Source organism: Pseudomonas fluorescens, assembly GCF_012974785.1.
In the GTDB taxonomy this organism is placed as follows: domain Bacteria; phylum Pseudomonadota; class Gammaproteobacteria; order Pseudomonadales; family Pseudomonadaceae; genus Aquipseudomonas; species Aquipseudomonas fluorescens_BT.
Map to the genome: position 1 here is coordinate 682,028 of NZ_CP027561.1, position 15,433 is coordinate 697,460.

General features: G+C 62.7%; 15 protein-coding genes. All 15 read right to left on the reverse strand.

What is annotated here, in order from left to right; all coding sequences use genetic code 11:
* Positions 1-9 precede the first annotated feature (9 nt).
* Positions 10-1,710: an urease subunit alpha gene (gene ureC / locus C6Y56_RS02915; protein WP_169428655.1), complete on the reverse strand. Its 1,701-nt coding sequence runs from the start codon at positions 1,708-1,710 to the stop codon at positions 10-12.
* A gap of 149 nt (positions 1,711-1,859) precedes the next feature.
* Positions 1,860-2,165 (reverse strand): urease subunit beta, encoded by a 306-nt coding sequence (locus C6Y56_RS02920; RefSeq protein ID WP_007915947.1) that lies wholly within the window; start codon positions 2,163-2,165, stop codon positions 1,860-1,862.
* Positions 2,165-2,698, reverse strand: coding sequence for a GNAT family N-acetyltransferase (locus C6Y56_RS02925; protein ID WP_169428656.1), 534 nt, complete (start codon positions 2,696-2,698; stop codon positions 2,165-2,167). The genes C6Y56_RS02920 and C6Y56_RS02925 overlap by 1 nt, the downstream gene beginning before the upstream one ends.
* A 5-nt stretch (positions 2,699-2,703) precedes the next feature.
* Positions 2,704-3,237: a GNAT family N-acetyltransferase gene (locus C6Y56_RS02930; RefSeq protein WP_169428657.1), complete on the reverse strand. Its 534-nt coding sequence runs from the start codon at positions 3,235-3,237 to the stop codon at positions 2,704-2,706.
* A gap of 9 nt (positions 3,238-3,246) precedes the next feature.
* On the reverse strand, positions 3,247-3,549 hold the full coding sequence (gene ureA / locus C6Y56_RS02935) for an urease subunit gamma (protein WP_039766748.1): 303 nt from the start codon (positions 3,547-3,549) through the stop codon (positions 3,247-3,249).
* Positions 3,550-3,771: 222 nt separating this feature from the next.
* A complete protein-coding gene (locus tag C6Y56_RS02940; protein ID WP_169428658.1) occupies positions 3,772-4,611 on the reverse strand; it encodes an urease accessory protein UreD in 840 nt (279 codons plus the stop codon).
* A gap of 43 nt (positions 4,612-4,654) precedes the next feature.
* Complete coding sequence (urtE, locus tag C6Y56_RS02945) at positions 4,655-5,353, reverse strand: urea ABC transporter ATP-binding subunit UrtE (RefSeq protein WP_169428659.1); 699 nt, start codon at positions 5,351-5,353, stop codon at positions 4,655-4,657.
* A gap of 45 nt (positions 5,354-5,398) precedes the next feature.
* Positions 5,399-6,268 carry an urea ABC transporter ATP-binding protein UrtD gene (urtD, locus tag C6Y56_RS02950; RefSeq protein WP_085746541.1) on the reverse strand — a complete coding sequence of 290 codons (870 nt, stop codon included), beginning with the start codon at positions 6,266-6,268 and terminating at the stop codon, positions 5,399-5,401.
* Entirely contained in the window at positions 6,265-7,344 is a 1,080-nt protein-coding gene (gene urtC, locus C6Y56_RS02955; protein ID WP_169428660.1) for an urea ABC transporter permease subunit UrtC, read from the reverse strand. The genes urtD and urtC overlap by 4 nt, the downstream gene beginning before the upstream one ends.
* Positions 7,344-8,846, reverse strand: a complete 1,503-nt coding sequence (gene urtB, locus C6Y56_RS02960; protein WP_169428661.1) for an urea ABC transporter permease subunit UrtB — start codon at positions 8,844-8,846, stop codon at positions 7,344-7,346. The genes urtC and urtB overlap by 1 nt, the downstream gene beginning before the upstream one ends.
* Before the next feature lie 215 nt (positions 8,847-9,061).
* Positions 9,062-10,327, reverse strand: coding sequence for an urea ABC transporter substrate-binding protein (urtA, locus tag C6Y56_RS02965; protein ID WP_169428662.1), 1,266 nt, complete (start codon positions 10,325-10,327; stop codon positions 9,062-9,064).
* A gap of 205 nt (positions 10,328-10,532) precedes the next feature.
* Positions 10,533-11,543: a FecCD family ABC transporter permease gene (locus tag C6Y56_RS02970; protein WP_169428663.1), complete on the reverse strand. Its 1,011-nt coding sequence runs from the start codon at positions 11,541-11,543 to the stop codon at positions 10,533-10,535.
* A complete protein-coding gene (locus tag C6Y56_RS02975) occupies positions 11,540-12,487 on the reverse strand; it encodes an ABC transporter substrate-binding protein (protein ID WP_169428664.1) in 948 nt (315 codons plus the stop codon). The genes C6Y56_RS02970 and C6Y56_RS02975 overlap by 4 nt, the downstream gene beginning before the upstream one ends.
* The gene (locus C6Y56_RS02980) at positions 12,484-13,272 is read right to left on the reverse strand and encodes an ABC transporter ATP-binding protein (RefSeq protein WP_169428665.1); all 789 of its coding nucleotides are present in this window, start codon (positions 13,270-13,272) and stop codon (positions 12,484-12,486) included. Before C6Y56_RS02980 ends, C6Y56_RS02975 begins: the two co-directional genes overlap by 4 nt.
* Positions 13,273-13,284: 12 nt before the next feature.
* Positions 13,285-15,411 carry a TonB-dependent receptor gene (locus C6Y56_RS02985; RefSeq protein WP_169428666.1) on the reverse strand — a complete coding sequence of 709 codons (2,127 nt, stop codon included), beginning with the start codon at positions 15,409-15,411 and terminating at the stop codon, positions 13,285-13,287.
* Between the last annotated feature and the right edge of the window lie 22 nt (positions 15,412-15,433).

Here is a 15,433-nt window from a genome sequence, read left to right on the forward strand (position 1 = left end):
GGTTTTTCTTCAGAACAGAAAATAACGCTGCGCCATCGGCAGGGTCTCCGCTGGCTCGCACCAGAGCAGTACACCGTCAGCCTTGACCTGATAGGTCTGCGGATCGACGTCGATAGTCGGCAGGTAATCGTTGTGGATCAAGTCGGTTTTCTGCACGTCGCGACAACCTTTGACCACGGCGATTTTCTTCTTCAGGCCCAACGCTTCGGGCAGTCCCGATTCCTGTGCTGCCTGGCTGATGAAGGTCAGGCTGGTGGCGTGCAGCGAGCCACCGTAACTGGCAAACATCGGACGGTAATGCACCGGTTGCGGGGTCGGGATCGAGGCGTTGGCGTCGCCCATCAGGCTCGCGGCGATGGCGCCGCCCTTGAGGATCAGCGTCGGCTTCACGCCGAAAAAGGCCGGGCGCCAGAGCACCAGATCCGCCCACTTGCCGACTTCCACCGAACCCACTTCATGGCTGATGCCGTGGGTGATCGCCGGGTTGATCGTGTACTTGGCGATGTAGCGTTTGGCGCGGAAGTTGTCGTTGCCTTCGCCATCCTGCGGCAGCGGGCCACGCTGTTTTTTCATCTTGTCGGCGGTCTGCCAGGTGCGCGTGATGACTTCGCCGACGCGGCCCATGGCCTGGCTGTCGGAGCTGATCATCGAGAACGCGCCGAGGTCGTGGAGGATGTCTTCGGCGGCAATCGTTTCGCGGCGGATACGGCTTTCGGCGAACGCCACGTCTTCGGCAATGCTCGGGTCGAGGTGGTGGCAGACCATCAGCATGTCGAGGTGTTCGTCGATGGTGTTGCGGGTAAACGGCCGGGTTGGATTGGTCGAACTCGGCAGCACGTTGGCGAAACCACAGGCCTTGATGATGTCCGGCGCGTGGCCGCCACCGGCACCTTCGGTGTGATAGGTGTGGATGGTGCGGCCCTTGAATGCACCGAGAGTGGTTTCGACGAAACCGGACTCGTTGAGGGTGTCGGTGTGGATCGCCACCTGCACATCGTACTGGTCGGCGACGCTCAGGCAGTTGTCGATGCTCGCCGGGGTGGTGCCCCAGTCTTCGTGCAACTTGAGGCCGATGGCGCCGGCCTTGACCTGTTCGATCAATGGCTCCGGCAGGCTGGCGTTGCCCTTGCCGGTGAGGCCGATGTTCATCGGGAACGCATCGGCGGCCTGGAGCATCCGCGCCAGATGCCACGGCCCCGAAGTGCAAGTGGTGGCGTTGGTACCGGTGGCCGGGCCGGTGCCGCCGCCGATCATGGTGGTGACGCCGCTCATCAGCGCTTCTTCGATCTGTTGCGGGCAGATGAAGTGGATGTGGGTGTCGATGCCGCCGGCGGTGAGGATCATGCCCTCACCGGCGATCACTTCGCTGCTGGCGCCGATGGCGATGGTCACGCCGGGCTGCACGTCCGGGTTGCCGGCCTTGCCGATGGCGGCGATGCGCCCGTCCTTGAGGCCGACGTCAGCCTTGACGATGCCCCAGTGGTCGATGATCAGCGCGTTGGTGATGACGGTGTCGACCACTTCAGCGGCCAGCAACTGGCTCTGGCCCTGACCGTCGCGGATCACTTTGCCGCCGCCAAATTTCACTTCTTCGCCGTAGGTGGTGAAGTCCTGTTCGACCTCGATCCACAGCTCGGTGTCGGCCAGGCGCACCTTGTCGCCGACGGTGGGGCCGAACATGTCGGCGTAGGCTTGACGCGAGATCTTCATGTGTTCGCCTTGGAATTCAATTGGTTTTGAGATCGTTCGCTGCGCTCACTTTCGCGAGCAGGCTCGCTCCCACAGGGGATCGGATTCCAGCTGGAGGAACTCGGTTTAATGTGGGAGCGAGCCTGCTCGCGATGGAGGCGCCGCAAAATTCAGAGGTCACCCATGACCCGTCCGGCAAACCCGAACACCCGCCGGTGACCGGCGTAATCCACCAGTTCCACCTCGCGGCTCTGGCCCGGTTCGAAGCGCACGGCGGTGCCTGCCGGGATGTTCAGGCGCATGCCGCGACTGGCGGCGCGGTCGAAGGTCAGGGCGTCGTTGGTTTCGAAGAAATGGTAGTGCGAGCCGACCTGAATCGGCCGGTCGCCGCTGTTCGCTACCTTCAGGCTGACGGTGCGGCGACCGACGTTGAGTTCGATGTCGCCGGGCTGGATCTGGTATTCGCCGGGAATCATCAGTTCGCTCCTTGCAGGACTTTGTAATAGAGGGCCGTCGGGCGATAGGTGCCACTCGGGTCGCAGGCGTAGTCGGGGATTTCCCCGGCGCGGGTGTAACCCAGGGCCTTGTAGAAATCTTCGGCAGGGGAGCCGGCCTCGGTGTCGAGGTAGAGCATGCCGCGCTTGTACTGGCGGGCCGTCAGCTCCAGCGCTTCCATCAATTGCTGACCGAGGCCGCGCCGCCGGGCGTGTTCGCGCACCAGCAGTTTCTGCACCTCGGCACGGTTCAGGCCGTTGGCTTTCTGGCACAGGCTCAACTGGACGCTGGCCTGCACCTGCTCGTCCTTGACCACCACCCACAGCAAGACGCTGCCCTTGTTCAGGTTGTCCTGCACTTCGTCGAAATAGGCACGGGCCTGCGCGGCATCGAGGTCGGCCATGAAGCCGACGCTGGCGCCATACCCCACGGCGTCGAGCAGCAGGTCGATCAGGCCCTGACGATAGTGCGCAAAACTTTCAGCATTGACGCGTCGCAGTTGGGCGGGGTTCATCGGTGTCACTCCTTGTTGGCGGGCGGTGGCTCCGCGCCAGGATTGAGGGTCAGTTGCATGAAGGTCAGGTCGAGCCAGCGGCCGAACTTGGTGCCGACTTGCGGCATCTGCCCGGTGGTGATGAAACCGGCACGCTCGTGCAGGCGGATCGACGCCGCGTTGCCGCTTTCGATGGCGGCGACCATGACGTGCTTGCCACAGGTTTTCGCGCGTTCGATCAGCGCGGTCATCAGTTGCGGGCCGAGGCCGTTGCCGCGCTGGTCGCTGCGCACGTAGACCGAGTGCTCGACGGTGTGGCGGAAACCGTCGAACGGTCGCCAGTCACCGAACGAAGCGTAGCCGAAGGTGGTGTTGTCGGCGTCGACGATCACCAGGATCGGATACCCCTGGGCCTGGCGCGCGCTGAACCACGCCTGACGGTTGCCGAGGTCGACGGCGGATTCATTCCAGATCGCCGTGGTGTTGAGCACGGCGTCGTTGTAAATGTCGCGGATCGCCGGCAGGTCGGCGTGCAGTGCATCGCGGATGGTGTAAGTCATGGCGCGGCCTCAGACGATCGGTTGGTGGACGGTGACCAGTTTGGTGCCGTCGGGAAACGTCGCTTCGACCTGGATCTCCGGGATCATTTCCGGGATGCCTTCCATCACCTGATCGCGGGTCAGCAGGGTGGTGCCGTAGTGCATCAGCTCGGCCACGGTCTGGCCGTCACGTGCACCTTCGAGCAGCGCCGCCGAGATGTAGGCCATGGCTTCCGGGTAGTTGAGCTTCACGCCACGGGCCAGTCGCCGTTCGGCCACGAGGCCGGCGGTGAAGATCAGCAGCTTGTCTTTTTCGCGTGGGGTCAGGTCCATCGTTTTAAATCCATTTGGGCAGTTTGTGTGGTTCTTGTGGTGAGGGGGTGTCAGTTGGAACCGCCCCTCACCCTAGCCCTCTCCCGGGGGAGAGGGACAGATCGCTGTCGTTTGCAATGGCCAGTTCAGTCAGCAACATTTTTGAGTTAAAAAATTTCTTTTCAGGGCACCTCGGTCAGGCTCCCTCTCCCTCCGGGAGAGGGCGGGGGTGAGGGCTGGTTTTCAGGTGTTCCATATTCTTGGCGGTACTGCCTCGCGTCCCATCAATTTCGGCCGCAACAATCGCCACAACTCAATAAGCCACGCCCGCGCCAGCAACGCTTCACTGGCCAGGCAACGGGCGACCAAAAGACCGGGCAATTGCGTCAGATCCCCGCGCACTTCGTGCTCCAGCGAGCGGCAGCGCTCCAGCAATTCAGCGTCGACTTCACCGGTGACCAGCAACGTCGCAAACACCGGATTGCCATCCAGCCCGATCGGCGAATCCAGCAAGCCGTCATCACCGACGATGCGCTGACGCTCATGCCACAACAACCGGCCATCACGGCGAATATCCAGATGCGCCTGGAAATGCCCGAGGTCGAAACGCTCGCCGCTGGCCGGACGACCGAGCGCCACCACGTCCCAGTAGAACAGCCGCGCATCGCCTTCAAGGTCGATCGCGGTCGTGAGTTCAGCCTGGGCGGCGCTGTAGACGATGGTTTCCTGGGGCAGCCATTCCAGTGTCGCGCCATCAGCGACATGCAGGTTCAGCGACTGATAAGCGGGCCCCGCCGCGCGATACCACTTGGCCGCGCCGGGGCTGGTGATCTGTGCCCAGGCGCCCTGTTCGACGCGGGCGCTGATGTCGAGCCGGTCACCGCCGGCAATCCCGCCCGGCGGGTGGACGATAATGTGCTGGCAGACCTCGGGCCCTTCGGCGTACAGGTGCTTTTGCACCCGCAGCGGGCCGAGGTGCCGGCGTCGGGTCGGTCGTGTGCAATCGCCGAAGCGGGCGTAGGCCAGCTCAAGCTCGGCGTGCCAGCTCGGGGTAAACAGGGCAGTCGCAACAGGTAAGTTCATGTTTTCTGATTATCGTTAGGACGCTACAGATTAGACCGTAACCTTAAATAGTCACCAGCCCGCGCACACCTTCGGCTTCCATATTTTCTCCACGGCCCTGCTGCACGATCTCGCCCCGGGACATCACCAGGTACTGATCGGCCAGCTCGGCGGCGAAATCGTAGAACTGCTCCACCAGCAGAATCGCCATGTCACCACGGGCGGCGAGCTTCTTGATCACTGCGCCGATTTCCTTGATCACCGACGGCTGGATGCCTTCGGTGGGCTCGTCGAGGATCAGCAGTCGTGGACGGCTGGCCAGTGCGCGGCCGATGGCGAGTTGTTGCTGCTGACCGCCGGACAAGTCACCACCGCGCCGCTGTTTCATTTGCAGCAGCACCGGAAACAGCTCGTAGATGAACGCCGGAACCTCTTTGGCCTGGCTGCCGGGAAAACGCGACAGGCCCATCAGCAGGTTCTCTTCCACGGTCAGCCGGCCGAAAATCTCCCGGCCCTGCGGCACGTAGGCGATCCCGGCGTGTACCCGTTGATGCGGCTTGAACGTGGTGATCGGTTGGCCTTCCCAGTTCACCGCGCCTTCCTTGGCCGGCAACAGGCCCATCAGGCATTTGAGCAGCGTGGTCTTGCCCACGCCGTTACGGCCGAGCAGGCAGGTCACTTCGCCGACCTTCACGTCAAAGCTCAGGCCACGCAGGATGTGGCTTCCGCCGTAATACTGGTGCAGCTTGTCGACTTGCAGCATTTCCAGATCTCCTCAAATCCCCGCATTGGAAAGGTGTTTGCAGTTTCAGCGGCCGAGGTAAACCTCGATCACGCGCTCGTTGTCCTGCACCTGTTCCAGCGACCCCTCGGCCAGCACGCTACCCTGATGCAACACGGTGACGTGGTCGGCAATCGAGCCGACGAAGCCCATGTCGTGTTCCACCACCATCAGCGAATGTTTGCCGGCGAGCGACTTGAACAGCTCGGCGGTGAACTCGGTTTCGGCGTCGGTCATGCCCGCCACCGGTTCATCGAGCAACAGCAATTGCGGGTCCTGCATCAGCAACATGCCGATTTCCAGAAACTGTTTCTGCCCGTGGGACAGCAACCCCGCCGGGCGATTGACCGAGGTGGTCAGGCGAATGGTGTCGAGCACTTCGCTGATCCGGTCTTTCTGCTCGCCGCTCAACCGCGCCCGCAGACTGGCCCACACCGACTTGTCGGTTTTCTGCGCCAGCTCCAGGTTCTCGAACACGCTCAACGCTTCGAACACCGTCGGTTTCTGGAACTTGCGACCGATGCCGGCCTGGGCGATCTGCACTTCGCTCATCTGCGTCAGGTCGAGGGTTTCGCCGAACCACGCCTTGCCATGGCTCGGGCGGGTCTTGCCGGTGATCACGTCCATCAGCGTGGTCTTGCCCGCGCCGTTGGGACCGATGATGCAGCGCAGTTCGCCGACGCCGATGTACAGATTCAGATTGTTCAGCGCCCGGAAGCCGTCGAAGCTGACGCTGATGTCTTCCAGGGTCAGGATCGTGCCGTGACGGGTGTCGAGGCCCGGACCGACGCGTTGCCCGAGGCCGATCGAGTCGCGACTGGTGCCTTCGTCCTTGTTGGGCTCCACCGGGAAAAAGGCCGGTTCCAGCATGAATTCAGCGCTCGCCGTGACTCTCATGATTCACCTCGTTTCTTCAGCAGACCGATCACGCCTTTGGGCAGGTACAACGTCACGACGATGAACAGCGCGCCGAGGAAGAACAGCCAGTATTCGGGGAAGGCCACGGTGAACCAGCTCTTCATGCCGTTGACCACACCGGCGCCGAGCAGCGGGCCGATCAGGGTGCCGCGCCCGCCGAGGGCCACCCACACGGCGGCTTCGATCGAGTTGGTCGGCGACATTTCGCTGGGGTTGATGATCCCCACCTGCGGCACGTACAGCGCACCGGCCAGACCACACAACACCGCGCTCAACACCCAGACGAACAGCTTGAAGCCGCGCGGATCGTAGCCGCAGAACATCAAACGGTTTTCCGCATCGCGCAACGCCGTCAGCACCCGGCCGAACTTGCTGCGGGCCAGGCGCCAGCCGATGAACAGGCTCGCCACCAGCAACAGCACCGTCGCCAGAAACAGCACCGCACGAGTGCCGGGTTCGGTGATGCCGAAACCGAGGATCGTGCGGAAATTGGTGAAACCGTTGTTGCCGCCGAAACCGGTCTCGTTGCGGAAAAACAGCAGCATGCCGGCGAAGGTCAGGGCCTGGGTCATGATCGAGAAATACACGCCCTTGATCCGTGAACGGAACGCGAAGAAACCGAACACCAGCGCCAGCAACCCCGGCGCCAACACCACCAGGCACATCGCCCAGAGGAAGCTGCCGGTGCCGCTCCAGTACCACGGCAACTCGGTCCACGACAGGAAGGTCATGAACGCCGGCAGACCATCACCGGCGGCCTGACGCATCAGGTACATGCCCATCGCATAACCGCCGAGGGCGAAGAAGAGGCCGTGGCCCAACGACAGGAGACCTGCGTACCCCCAGACCAGATCCAGCGCCAGGGCGACGATGGCGTAGCAGAGAATCTTGCCGACCAGCGTCAGGGTGTAAGCGGAAACGTGCAGCGCATTGTCCGCCGGCAACAGCGACAGCAGCGGCAGGGCGATCAGCAAGGCGAGAACCACCGCGCCGACAGCGAGGGTGACTTTCGGGCCGGCCTTTTGTGTGGCCGTGACTAGTAGAGGCTGGTTCATCAGTCGATCACCCGTCCTTTCAGTGCGAAGAGGCCTTGCGGACGTTTCTGGATGAACAGAATGATCAGCGCGAGGATCAGGATCTTGCCGAGCACCGCACCGATCTGCGGTTCGAGAATCTTGTTGGCGATGCCCAGGCCGAACGCGGCGAACACGCTGCCGGCCAGTTGGCCGACACCGCCGAGCACCACCACCAGGAACGAGTCGATGATGTAGCTCTGACCCAGGTCCGGGCCGACGTTGCCGATCTGACTCAGGGCCACGCCGCCGAGCCCGGCGATGCCCGAACCGAGGCCAAAGGCGAGCATGTCGACGCGTCCGGTCGGCACGCCGCAGCAGGCTGCCATGTTGCGGTTCTGGGTAACGGCGCGCACGTTCAGACCGAGGCGGGTCTTGTTCAACAGCAGCCAGGTCAGCGCCACCACGAACAACGCAAAAGCGATGATCACGATGCGGTTGTACGGCAGCACCAGATTCGGCAACACCTGAATCCCGCCGGACAGCCACGCGGGGTTCGCCACTTCAACGTTCTGCGCACCGAACACCAGACGCACCAACTGGATCAGCATCAGGCTGATGCCCCAGGTGGCGAGCAGGGTTTCCAGTGGCCGGCCGTAGAGGTGACGAATCACCGTGCGCTCCAGGGCCATGCCGATGGCGGCCGTGACGAAGAACGCCACCGGCAGCGCGATCAGCGGATAGAACTCGATGGCCTGCGGGGCGTAGCGCTGGAACATCAACTGCACGACGTAGGTCGAGTAGGCGCCGAGCATCAACATTTCGCCGTGGGCCATGTTGATCACGCCGAGCAGGCCGAAAGTGATCGCCAGCCCCAGGGCTGCGAGCAACAGAATCGAACCGAGGGACATGCCGCTGAACGCCTGACCGAGCAGTTCGCCAACCAGCAATTTGCGTTTGACCTGGGCGAGGCTGGTTTCAGCAGCGGTGCGCACGTTGGCGTCGGCTTCGATGCCGGGTTCGAGCAGGCCTTCAAGTCGGGTGCGAGCCAATGGGTCGCCGGTTTCACCGAGCAGACGCACGGCCGCGAGGCGCACCGCCGGGTCAGTGTCGACCAGTTGCAGGTTGGCCAGCGCCAGGCTCAGGGCGGCGTGGACGTTTTCATCTTGTTCGCCAGCCAGTTGCTGGTCGAGGAATTTCAGCTGCGCCGGTTTGGCGCTTTTCTGCAATTGCTGCGCGGCGCTCAGACGGGTTTTGGCGTCGGCGGCGAGCAATTGGTGGCTGGCCAGTGCGGTGTCGATCAGACCCCGCAGGCGGTTGTTCAGGCGCAGGGTTTTGGGTTGGCCGTCGACGGTCAGTTCGCCTTGTTGCAGGGCGTTGATCAGTTCGACACGCGCCGGATCGGGCTGCGCGGCCCAGGCTTCCAGCAGTTTGGCCTGTTGCGTCGGGTTGGCGGCGACGAAGTCTTCGGCGTCGCTGGCGTGGGCGGCCATCGGTAGCAAAAGTGCGATGGCGCAGATAAAGCGGTAGATGGCAGTTGGCATTGGTGGTGTCCTGTTCAACCGCCCCCTCACCCTAACCCTCTCCCGGAGGGAGAGGGGACTGACCGAGGTGCTTGAGCGATGTGCTGCAACTTGCAGATTCGAGTCGATCTCAGGCTTTGAAAGGCTTGAAGATCGGCTCCCTTTCCCCCTCTCCCTGAGGGAGAGGGTTGGGGTGAGGGGGAAGTGTCAGGTCCACCTCAGTTTCGGAACCCGCCTCAGTTGCTCTTCACCGCATAATCCGGCTTCTTGTCGTTGCCCTGAATGAACGGGCTCCAAGGCTGTGCCCGAATCGGCCCCTCGGTCTGCCACACCACGTTGAACTGACCGTCGGCCTGGATCTCGCCGATCATCACCGGTTTGTGCAGGTGGTGGTTGGTCTTGTCCATGGTCAGGGTGTAGCCGGACGGCGCGGCGAAGGTCTGGCCGCCGAGGGCTTCGCGGACCTTGTCGACGTCGGTGGATTTGGCTTTCTCCGCCGCCTGCGCCCACATGTGGATACCGACGTAGGTGGCTTCCATCGGGTCGTTGGTCACCGCTTTGTCGGCGCCCGGCAGGTTGTGTTTCTTCGCGTAGGCTTTCCAGTCGGCGACGAATTTCTTGTTCACCGGGTTCTCCACCGACTCGAAGTAGTTCCACGCTGCGAGGTTGCCCACCAGCGGCTTGGTGTCGATGCCGCGCAATTCTTCTTCACCCACCGAGAACGCCACCACCGGTACGTCGGTCGCCTTCAGGCCCTGGTTGGCCAGCTCTTTGTAGAACGGCACGTTGGAGTCGCCATTCACGGTGGAGATCACAGCGGTCTTGCCGCCGGCCGAGAATTTTTTGATGTTGGCGACGATGGTTTGATAGTCGCTGTGGCCGAACGGGGTGTAGACCTCTTCGATGTCTTTATCCGCGACGCCTTTGGAATGGAGGAACGAACGCAGGATCTTGTTGGTGGTGCGCGGGTAGACGTAGTCGGTGCCGAGCAGGAAGTAGCGCTTGGCGCCGCCACCTTCTTCGCTCATCAGGTATTCAACCGCCGGGATCGCTTGCTGGTTCGGCGCGGCGCCGGTGTAGAACACGTTCGGCGACATCTCTTCGCCTTCATATTGCACCGGGTAGAACAGCAGGCCGTTGAGTTCTTCGAACACCGGCAGCACCGATTTGCGCGACACCGAAGTCCAGCAGCCGAACACCACCGCGACCTTGTCCTGGGTCAGCAACTGCCGGCCCTTCTCTGCGAACAGCGGCCAGTTCGACGCCGGGTCGACCACCACCGGTTCAAGCATCTTGCCGTTCACGCCGCCCTTGGCGTTGATCTCGTCGATGGTCATCAACGCCATGTCCTTGAGCGATGTTTCGGAGATCGCCATGGTGCCGGACAACGAATGCAGAATCCCGACCTTGATGGTCTCGGCGGCCTGTACCGTCCAGGTCATGCCCATCGCGGCAATCGATGCCGTGAGTGTGAAAGCCTTGATCAAACTGCGACGCTTCATTGTGCGATCTCCATGAACGTTAAAGTTTTTTATGGTTGGCAGATGCGAACGACTGAAGGGTGTTTTGCAAGGGCTGTGCCCGGTCGTGTTTGAGCAGGGAAATGTCGGTTTAGAGCGGTTGCGCGCAAAGTCCGCGCACCATCGGAGGACGTGTTGCATGCAAAGGTGCAGCGGGGTGCGCCAGAATGGGGCGCGCCCCGAGGAGTCAGCGACGGCGCATCAGGCCGATGAAGAACAGCCCGCCGAGGGCCGCGGTGGCGACGCCGATGGGCAGGTCTTCGGGAGCAATCAGCGTGCGTGCGGCGACGTCGACCCAGACGAGGAATACGCTGCCGAGCAACACGCACACCGGCAGCAGACGCCGGTGCTCTGCACCGATCAAACGCCGGGCAATGTGCGGCACCATCAGCCCGACAAAGCCGATGGAACCACTGATCGACACCAGTACCCCGGTCATCAACGAAGCAATCACGAACACCCGCAGACGCACCGCCCGGGCATTCAGGCCGAGGGTGACGGCGGTCTGTTCGCCGGCCATCAAGGCGTTCAGCGGACGGGCCATGCCGATCAGCAGAATCAGTCCGAGCAACACGCTGAGCGCCGGCACCGCCAACAATTCCCAGCGCGCCAGACCGAGTCCGCCGAGCATCCAGAACATCACCGCTGAACTTGCCCGGTGATCGCCCATGAACAGCAGCAGGTTGGCGATCGCCATCATCACGAACGACACGGCCACGCCGCACAGCAGCAGACGATCACTGTCCAGCCGCCCCTGACGGTTGGCGATGCCCAGCACCAGAAACATGCTCAACAATGCGCCGATGAATGCGGCGATCGGCAAGGTCAGCAGGCCGACGATTTCACCGACGTGCAGCACCACGATCACTGCACCGAGGGTGGCACCGGAGGTGACGCCGAGCAAGTGCGGATCGGCCAGCGGATTGCGCGTCACCGCTTGCAGCACCGCGCCGATCAACGCCAGCCCTGCACCCACCAATGCACCGAGCAACATGCGCGGCACGCGGATCAGCCAGACGATGAGCTCCTGGCCGGCGCTCCAGTCCGGCACGCCGAGGCCGAACAGTTTGTGCTGCAGAATCCGCCACACCACGTCCACCGGCACCCGCGCCGGGCCGAAGCCCAGCGACACCACGCACGACACCAGCAGCACGGCACCGAGGGCGATCAGCAGCAGCGCATAGCGACGATCGATCATTCGCCGTGGAACCCTTTGGCCAGGGTTTCAACTGCGAGCACGTTGTCGATCCCCGGCGTGGCCTGCACGTAAGGGATGACGATGAAACGCTGGTTCTTGATCGCGTCCACCGATTGCAGTGCCTTGTTCTTCAGCAGGAATTCGATCTTCTGCTCGGCGGTGATTTCGCTGTAGTCGACGATCACGATCACCTGCGGATTGCGCTCGACCACGGTTTCCCAGTTGACCCGGGTCCAGCTCGCTTCTACGTCATCGAGCACGTTGCGCCCGCCGGCGGCGTCGATCAGCGCCTGCGGCATGCCGAGGCGGCCGGAGGTCATGGCGCGGTCTTCGCCGCTGTCGTACAGGAACACCCGTGGTTTTTCAGCGGGCAGGTTTTTGCGGATTTCCGCGACCTGACTTTGCATGTCGGCGATCAGCGCGTTGGCGCGGTCCTGCACGTCGAAAATCTTTCCGAGGTTGCGCAGATCGTTGTAAGTGTCGTCCAGCGTGGCGGCCGGGCGCTTCATCACGAAGGCGCAGGATTCGGTCAGTTCATAGACGTTGATGCCCAGCGGTTGCAGGGTCTGCGGCGTGAGATCACCGCCGACGCGCATGCCGTAATCCCAGCCGGCGAAGAAGAAATCGACGTTGGCGTTGAGCAGGGTTTCCACCGACGGGTACTTGGCTGCCAGTTCCGGCAGACCGTCGAGCAGGCTCTGCATTTCAGGCGTTACCGATTTCCAGCCACTGACGCCGCTGTAACCGGCCATCTTCGACTTGAGGCCGAGGGCGAGCATCATCTGGGTCATATTGATGTCGTGACTGACCGCGTGTTTCGGCGCTTGCTCGAAGGTCACTTCGCGGTTGCAGCTCTGGATCGTCAGCGGGTACTTCGTGGCCTCGGCAAAGGCTTGAGTGGTGCCCAGCAACAGAGCGAGGCAAAGCAGGGAGCGCGCAGTCATGGTCGGGTTATCCAGGTGATTCGCGGGTAGCCGTGGAGGGGGTGGGAATCGATCAGTGCTTCGACGCCGAACACGTCGCGCAGCAGTTCGACGGTCAGGACTTGTTGCGGGGTGCCGCTGGCGACGATGCGACCGTGGTTGATCACATACAAACGGTCGCAGAACGCGGCGGCCAGGTTCAGGTCGTGGATGCTCGCCAACGTGCCGATCTGCAAACGCTTGACCAGTTGCAGCAGTTCCAGCTGATAGCGCGGGTCGAGGTGGTTGGTCGGCTCGTCGAGGATCAGCAGTTGCGGTTGCTGGGTCAGGGCGCGGGCCAGAATCACACGCTGTTTTTCACCACCGGAAAGGGTGGCGAACGCGTGGTCTTCGAAGCCGTCGAGGCCCACGGATTTGAGGGCCTGGGTGGCGAGCTGGCGGTCTTCCAGTGTGTCGCCATCGAACAGACCCTTGTGCGGCGTGCGGCCCATGGCGACCACTTCTTCGACCGTCAGGCCGAAGGCGTCGGGGAATTCCTGCAGCACCACGGCGATGCGTTGCGCACACCAGCGTGAAGATTGTTTCCAGACGTTGTGGTGGTCGAGTTTGACCTCACCGCGTTCCGGCTGGCTGAAGCGGTAGGCGCAGCGCAACAGGCTGGTCTTGCCGCTGCCATTGGGCCCGATCAGCCCGACGAACTCACCGGCGGCCACTTGCAGCGAGGCGTCACGCAGCTGGAACTGGTGATGGCAGTGGCCGTGGCCCAGGGGTGTCCAGGCGAGATCGGTGAGGGACAGTGAGGTCATTTCGTTCCTGTTCTAGAAGGTGTAGTCAGCCGTGACAAAGAACGAACGAGGCTCACCCAGAATCCACTGCTGCCCCTCATTGTATTGGCTTTGTGCATACGTCCGGTCAAACAGATTGTTCACCTGCAACCCCAGCGTGGTGTTGCGCAGGGCTTTCCACGACAGCGTCGCATCGACCACGGTGTAACTCGGCAGCTCGTTGCGATTGGCCATGTCGGCATAACGCGCATCGACATAACGCACACCGGCGCCGGCTTTCAGATCATCGGTCAGCGCCTTGCTCAGCCACAGATTGGCAGTGCGCCGTGGCACGTCCACCGGGCGATTGCCATTACGCGACACCGGCACGCCGCCGATCACTTCTTCGAAATCGTCGTACTTGGCCTTCACGATTGCGGCGTTGGCCTGCAGTTGCCAGGCGTTCGGCAGTTGCAGATCGAGGCTGGCCTCCAGGCCGTTCGACGATTGCTGGCCGACCTGTTGCTTGAGCGTCGGGTTGCCCGGGTCGTCAGTCAGCAGCTTCTTCTTCACGATGCGATATGCCGCCAACGTGAACTCGCCGCGCTGATCCCAGAACAGCTGCTTCAGGCCGATCTCGGTTTGCCGCGCGGTGGACAGGTCGTATTGCTGCTGACTCGGGCTCAGGGAAATCAGGCCGCCGACGCCGTCGGTGCTGGTGGCGACCTGGCCGTAGAACGAGGTGTCCTGCGTCAGCGCGAACACCAGCCCGGCCTTCCAGTTGTTGCCGGTCAGGGTCTTGTCGCTCTGGCTGCCGTCGACCAGGTTGTTGCGATCCACGTGCACGTAGTCGCGGCGCACACCGGTCACCAGCGACCAGCGCTCGCTCAGTTGCGTGCGGTTTTCGGCGAACACCGACATCTGTCTGGTGGTGCTGTCGAACTGATCGCGATAGGGGTCGGCGCTCTCGAAATAGCCAATCTGCGGGTGATACCGATCCAGCGGCTTGCCGCTCGGCAATACATCGTTGAACGGCGAATTGCTGTCGAGCTGAAAGCGGATGCGGTTGTAATCGACGCCGGTCACGGTCTGGCTGTCGAGACCAAACAGCGAATGCTTGAAGGTGAAGGTCTGGCGGTCGCCGACCTGCTCCTGTTTGTGGCCGATGCCAAAGTAGCCGCTGCGGCTGAGCTGCTGACTGTCAGCGTCGAAGTTGTAGTTTTCGGCGTTCTGCCAACGGCGCTGGGCTTTCAGGTAGTACAGCTCGTTGCTGGCGCTGACCGCGTCGTTGATCTGCCAATCGGTGGTCAGGCGCGTCCATTGATCGTTGTAGTGCTGCTTGTCGTCGCGCACGTTGTAGTTCTTGTTGCGCAGGCTGTCTTTCAACTGGCCGTTGATCAGCGGTGTGCCGAAGTCGTTCTGCGGGCGCTGATCGCCGTAATCGTGGGCAAGGGTGAAGATCAGGTCGTCAGTGGCCTGCCAGCGCAGGGCGGCGCTGATGAAGTCGCTGGACGAGTCGCCGCGATCAACCCAGCCGTTGCTGCGCAGGCGATTGAGGTTGAGGCGATAGCTCAGGGTATCGGTCAGCGAGCCGCCGCTGTCGAACGACTGTTGCTGGCTGTCGAACGAGCCGTAGCCGACCCGCACATGGTTTTCGATTTCGCCTGCGAACGGCTTCTTCGGGATCATGTTGACCACCGCGCCGGTCGCGCCTTCGCCGTACAGCACCGAGGCCGGGCCGCGCAGCACGTCGACGCGCTCCACCGACCAGGTGTCGACCGGGAAGGTCACGGTGCCCATGCCGGTGTACATGCGGTTGCCGTCATACAACTGCATCACGGAACTCTGTCCGGTAAAACCCCGGGCCTGCAACGAAGTGCCGCCATCGCCCGGCGTGCCGGTGCGGCTGATGCCGGTGCTGCGCGACACCGCGTCCTGCACGCTGCGGTCGCCACGGGTGCGGACTTGTTCGCCGCTCAGGCTTTCGACACTGGCTGGGGTTTCCATCGCGCTGAGGTTCAGGCGCGAGCCGGCACTGGTCGGCGTGGTCAGGCTGACAGTCTGGTCGTCATTGGCCAGGGCGGTGATGGTGCCGGTGGGCAGCGTCAGCGGGGCGTTGTCGGCGTGGGCGCTGTTGTTCAAGGCGAACAGACAGAGGCTGGACAAGAGGTACTTGTTCATCGGGGCGGTGAATCACTTCTTC

Bases quoted from the DNA above. Each gene is read 5' to 3' on its own strand.
- C6Y56_RS02975 (WP_169428664.1), bottom strand. From the start codon at position 12,487: ATGACTGCGCGCTCCCTGCTTTGCCTCGCTCTGTTGCTGGGCACCACT.
- urtE (WP_169428659.1), bottom strand. From the start codon at position 5,353: ATGCTGCAAGTCGACAAGCTGCACCAGTATTACGGCGGAAGCCACATC.
- ureA (WP_039766748.1), bottom strand. From the start codon at position 3,549: ATGGACCTGACCCCACGCGAAAAAGACAAGCTGCTGATCTTCACCGCC.
- urtC (WP_169428660.1), bottom strand. From the start codon at position 7,344: ATGAACCAGCCTCTACTAGTCACGGCCACACAAAAGGCCGGCCCGAAA.
- urtA (WP_169428662.1), bottom strand. From the start codon at position 10,327: ATGAAGCGTCGCAGTTTGATCAAGGCTTTCACACTCACGGCATCGATT.
- C6Y56_RS02980 (WP_169428665.1), bottom strand. From the start codon at position 13,272: ATGACCTCACTGTCCCTCACCGATCTCGCCTGGACACCCCTGGGCCAC.
- ureC (WP_169428655.1), bottom strand. From the start codon at position 1,710: ATGAAGATCTCGCGTCAAGCCTACGCCGACATGTTCGGCCCCACCGTC.
- C6Y56_RS02940 (WP_169428658.1), bottom strand. From the start codon at position 4,611: ATGAACTTACCTGTTGCGACTGCCCTGTTTACCCCGAGCTGGCACGCC.
- C6Y56_RS02930 (WP_169428657.1), bottom strand. From the start codon at position 3,237: ATGACTTACACCATCCGCGATGCACTGCACGCCGACCTGCCGGCGATC.
- C6Y56_RS02920 (WP_007915947.1), bottom strand. From the start codon at position 2,165: ATGATTCCCGGCGAATACCAGATCCAGCCCGGCGACATCGAACTCAAC.
- C6Y56_RS02970 (WP_169428663.1), bottom strand. From the start codon at position 11,543: ATGATCGATCGTCGCTATGCGCTGCTGCTGATCGCCCTCGGTGCCGTG.
- C6Y56_RS02925 (WP_169428656.1), bottom strand. From the start codon at position 2,698: ATGAACCCCGCCCAACTGCGACGCGTCAATGCTGAAAGTTTTGCGCAC.
- C6Y56_RS02985 (WP_169428666.1), bottom strand. From the start codon at position 15,411: ATGAACAAGTACCTCTTGTCCAGCCTCTGTCTGTTCGCCTTGAACAAC.
- urtB (WP_169428661.1), bottom strand. From the start codon at position 8,846: ATGCCAACTGCCATCTACCGCTTTATCTGCGCCATCGCACTTTTGCTA.
- urtD (WP_085746541.1), bottom strand. From the start codon at position 6,268: ATGAGAGTCACGGCGAGCGCTGAATTCATGCTGGAACCGGCCTTTTTC.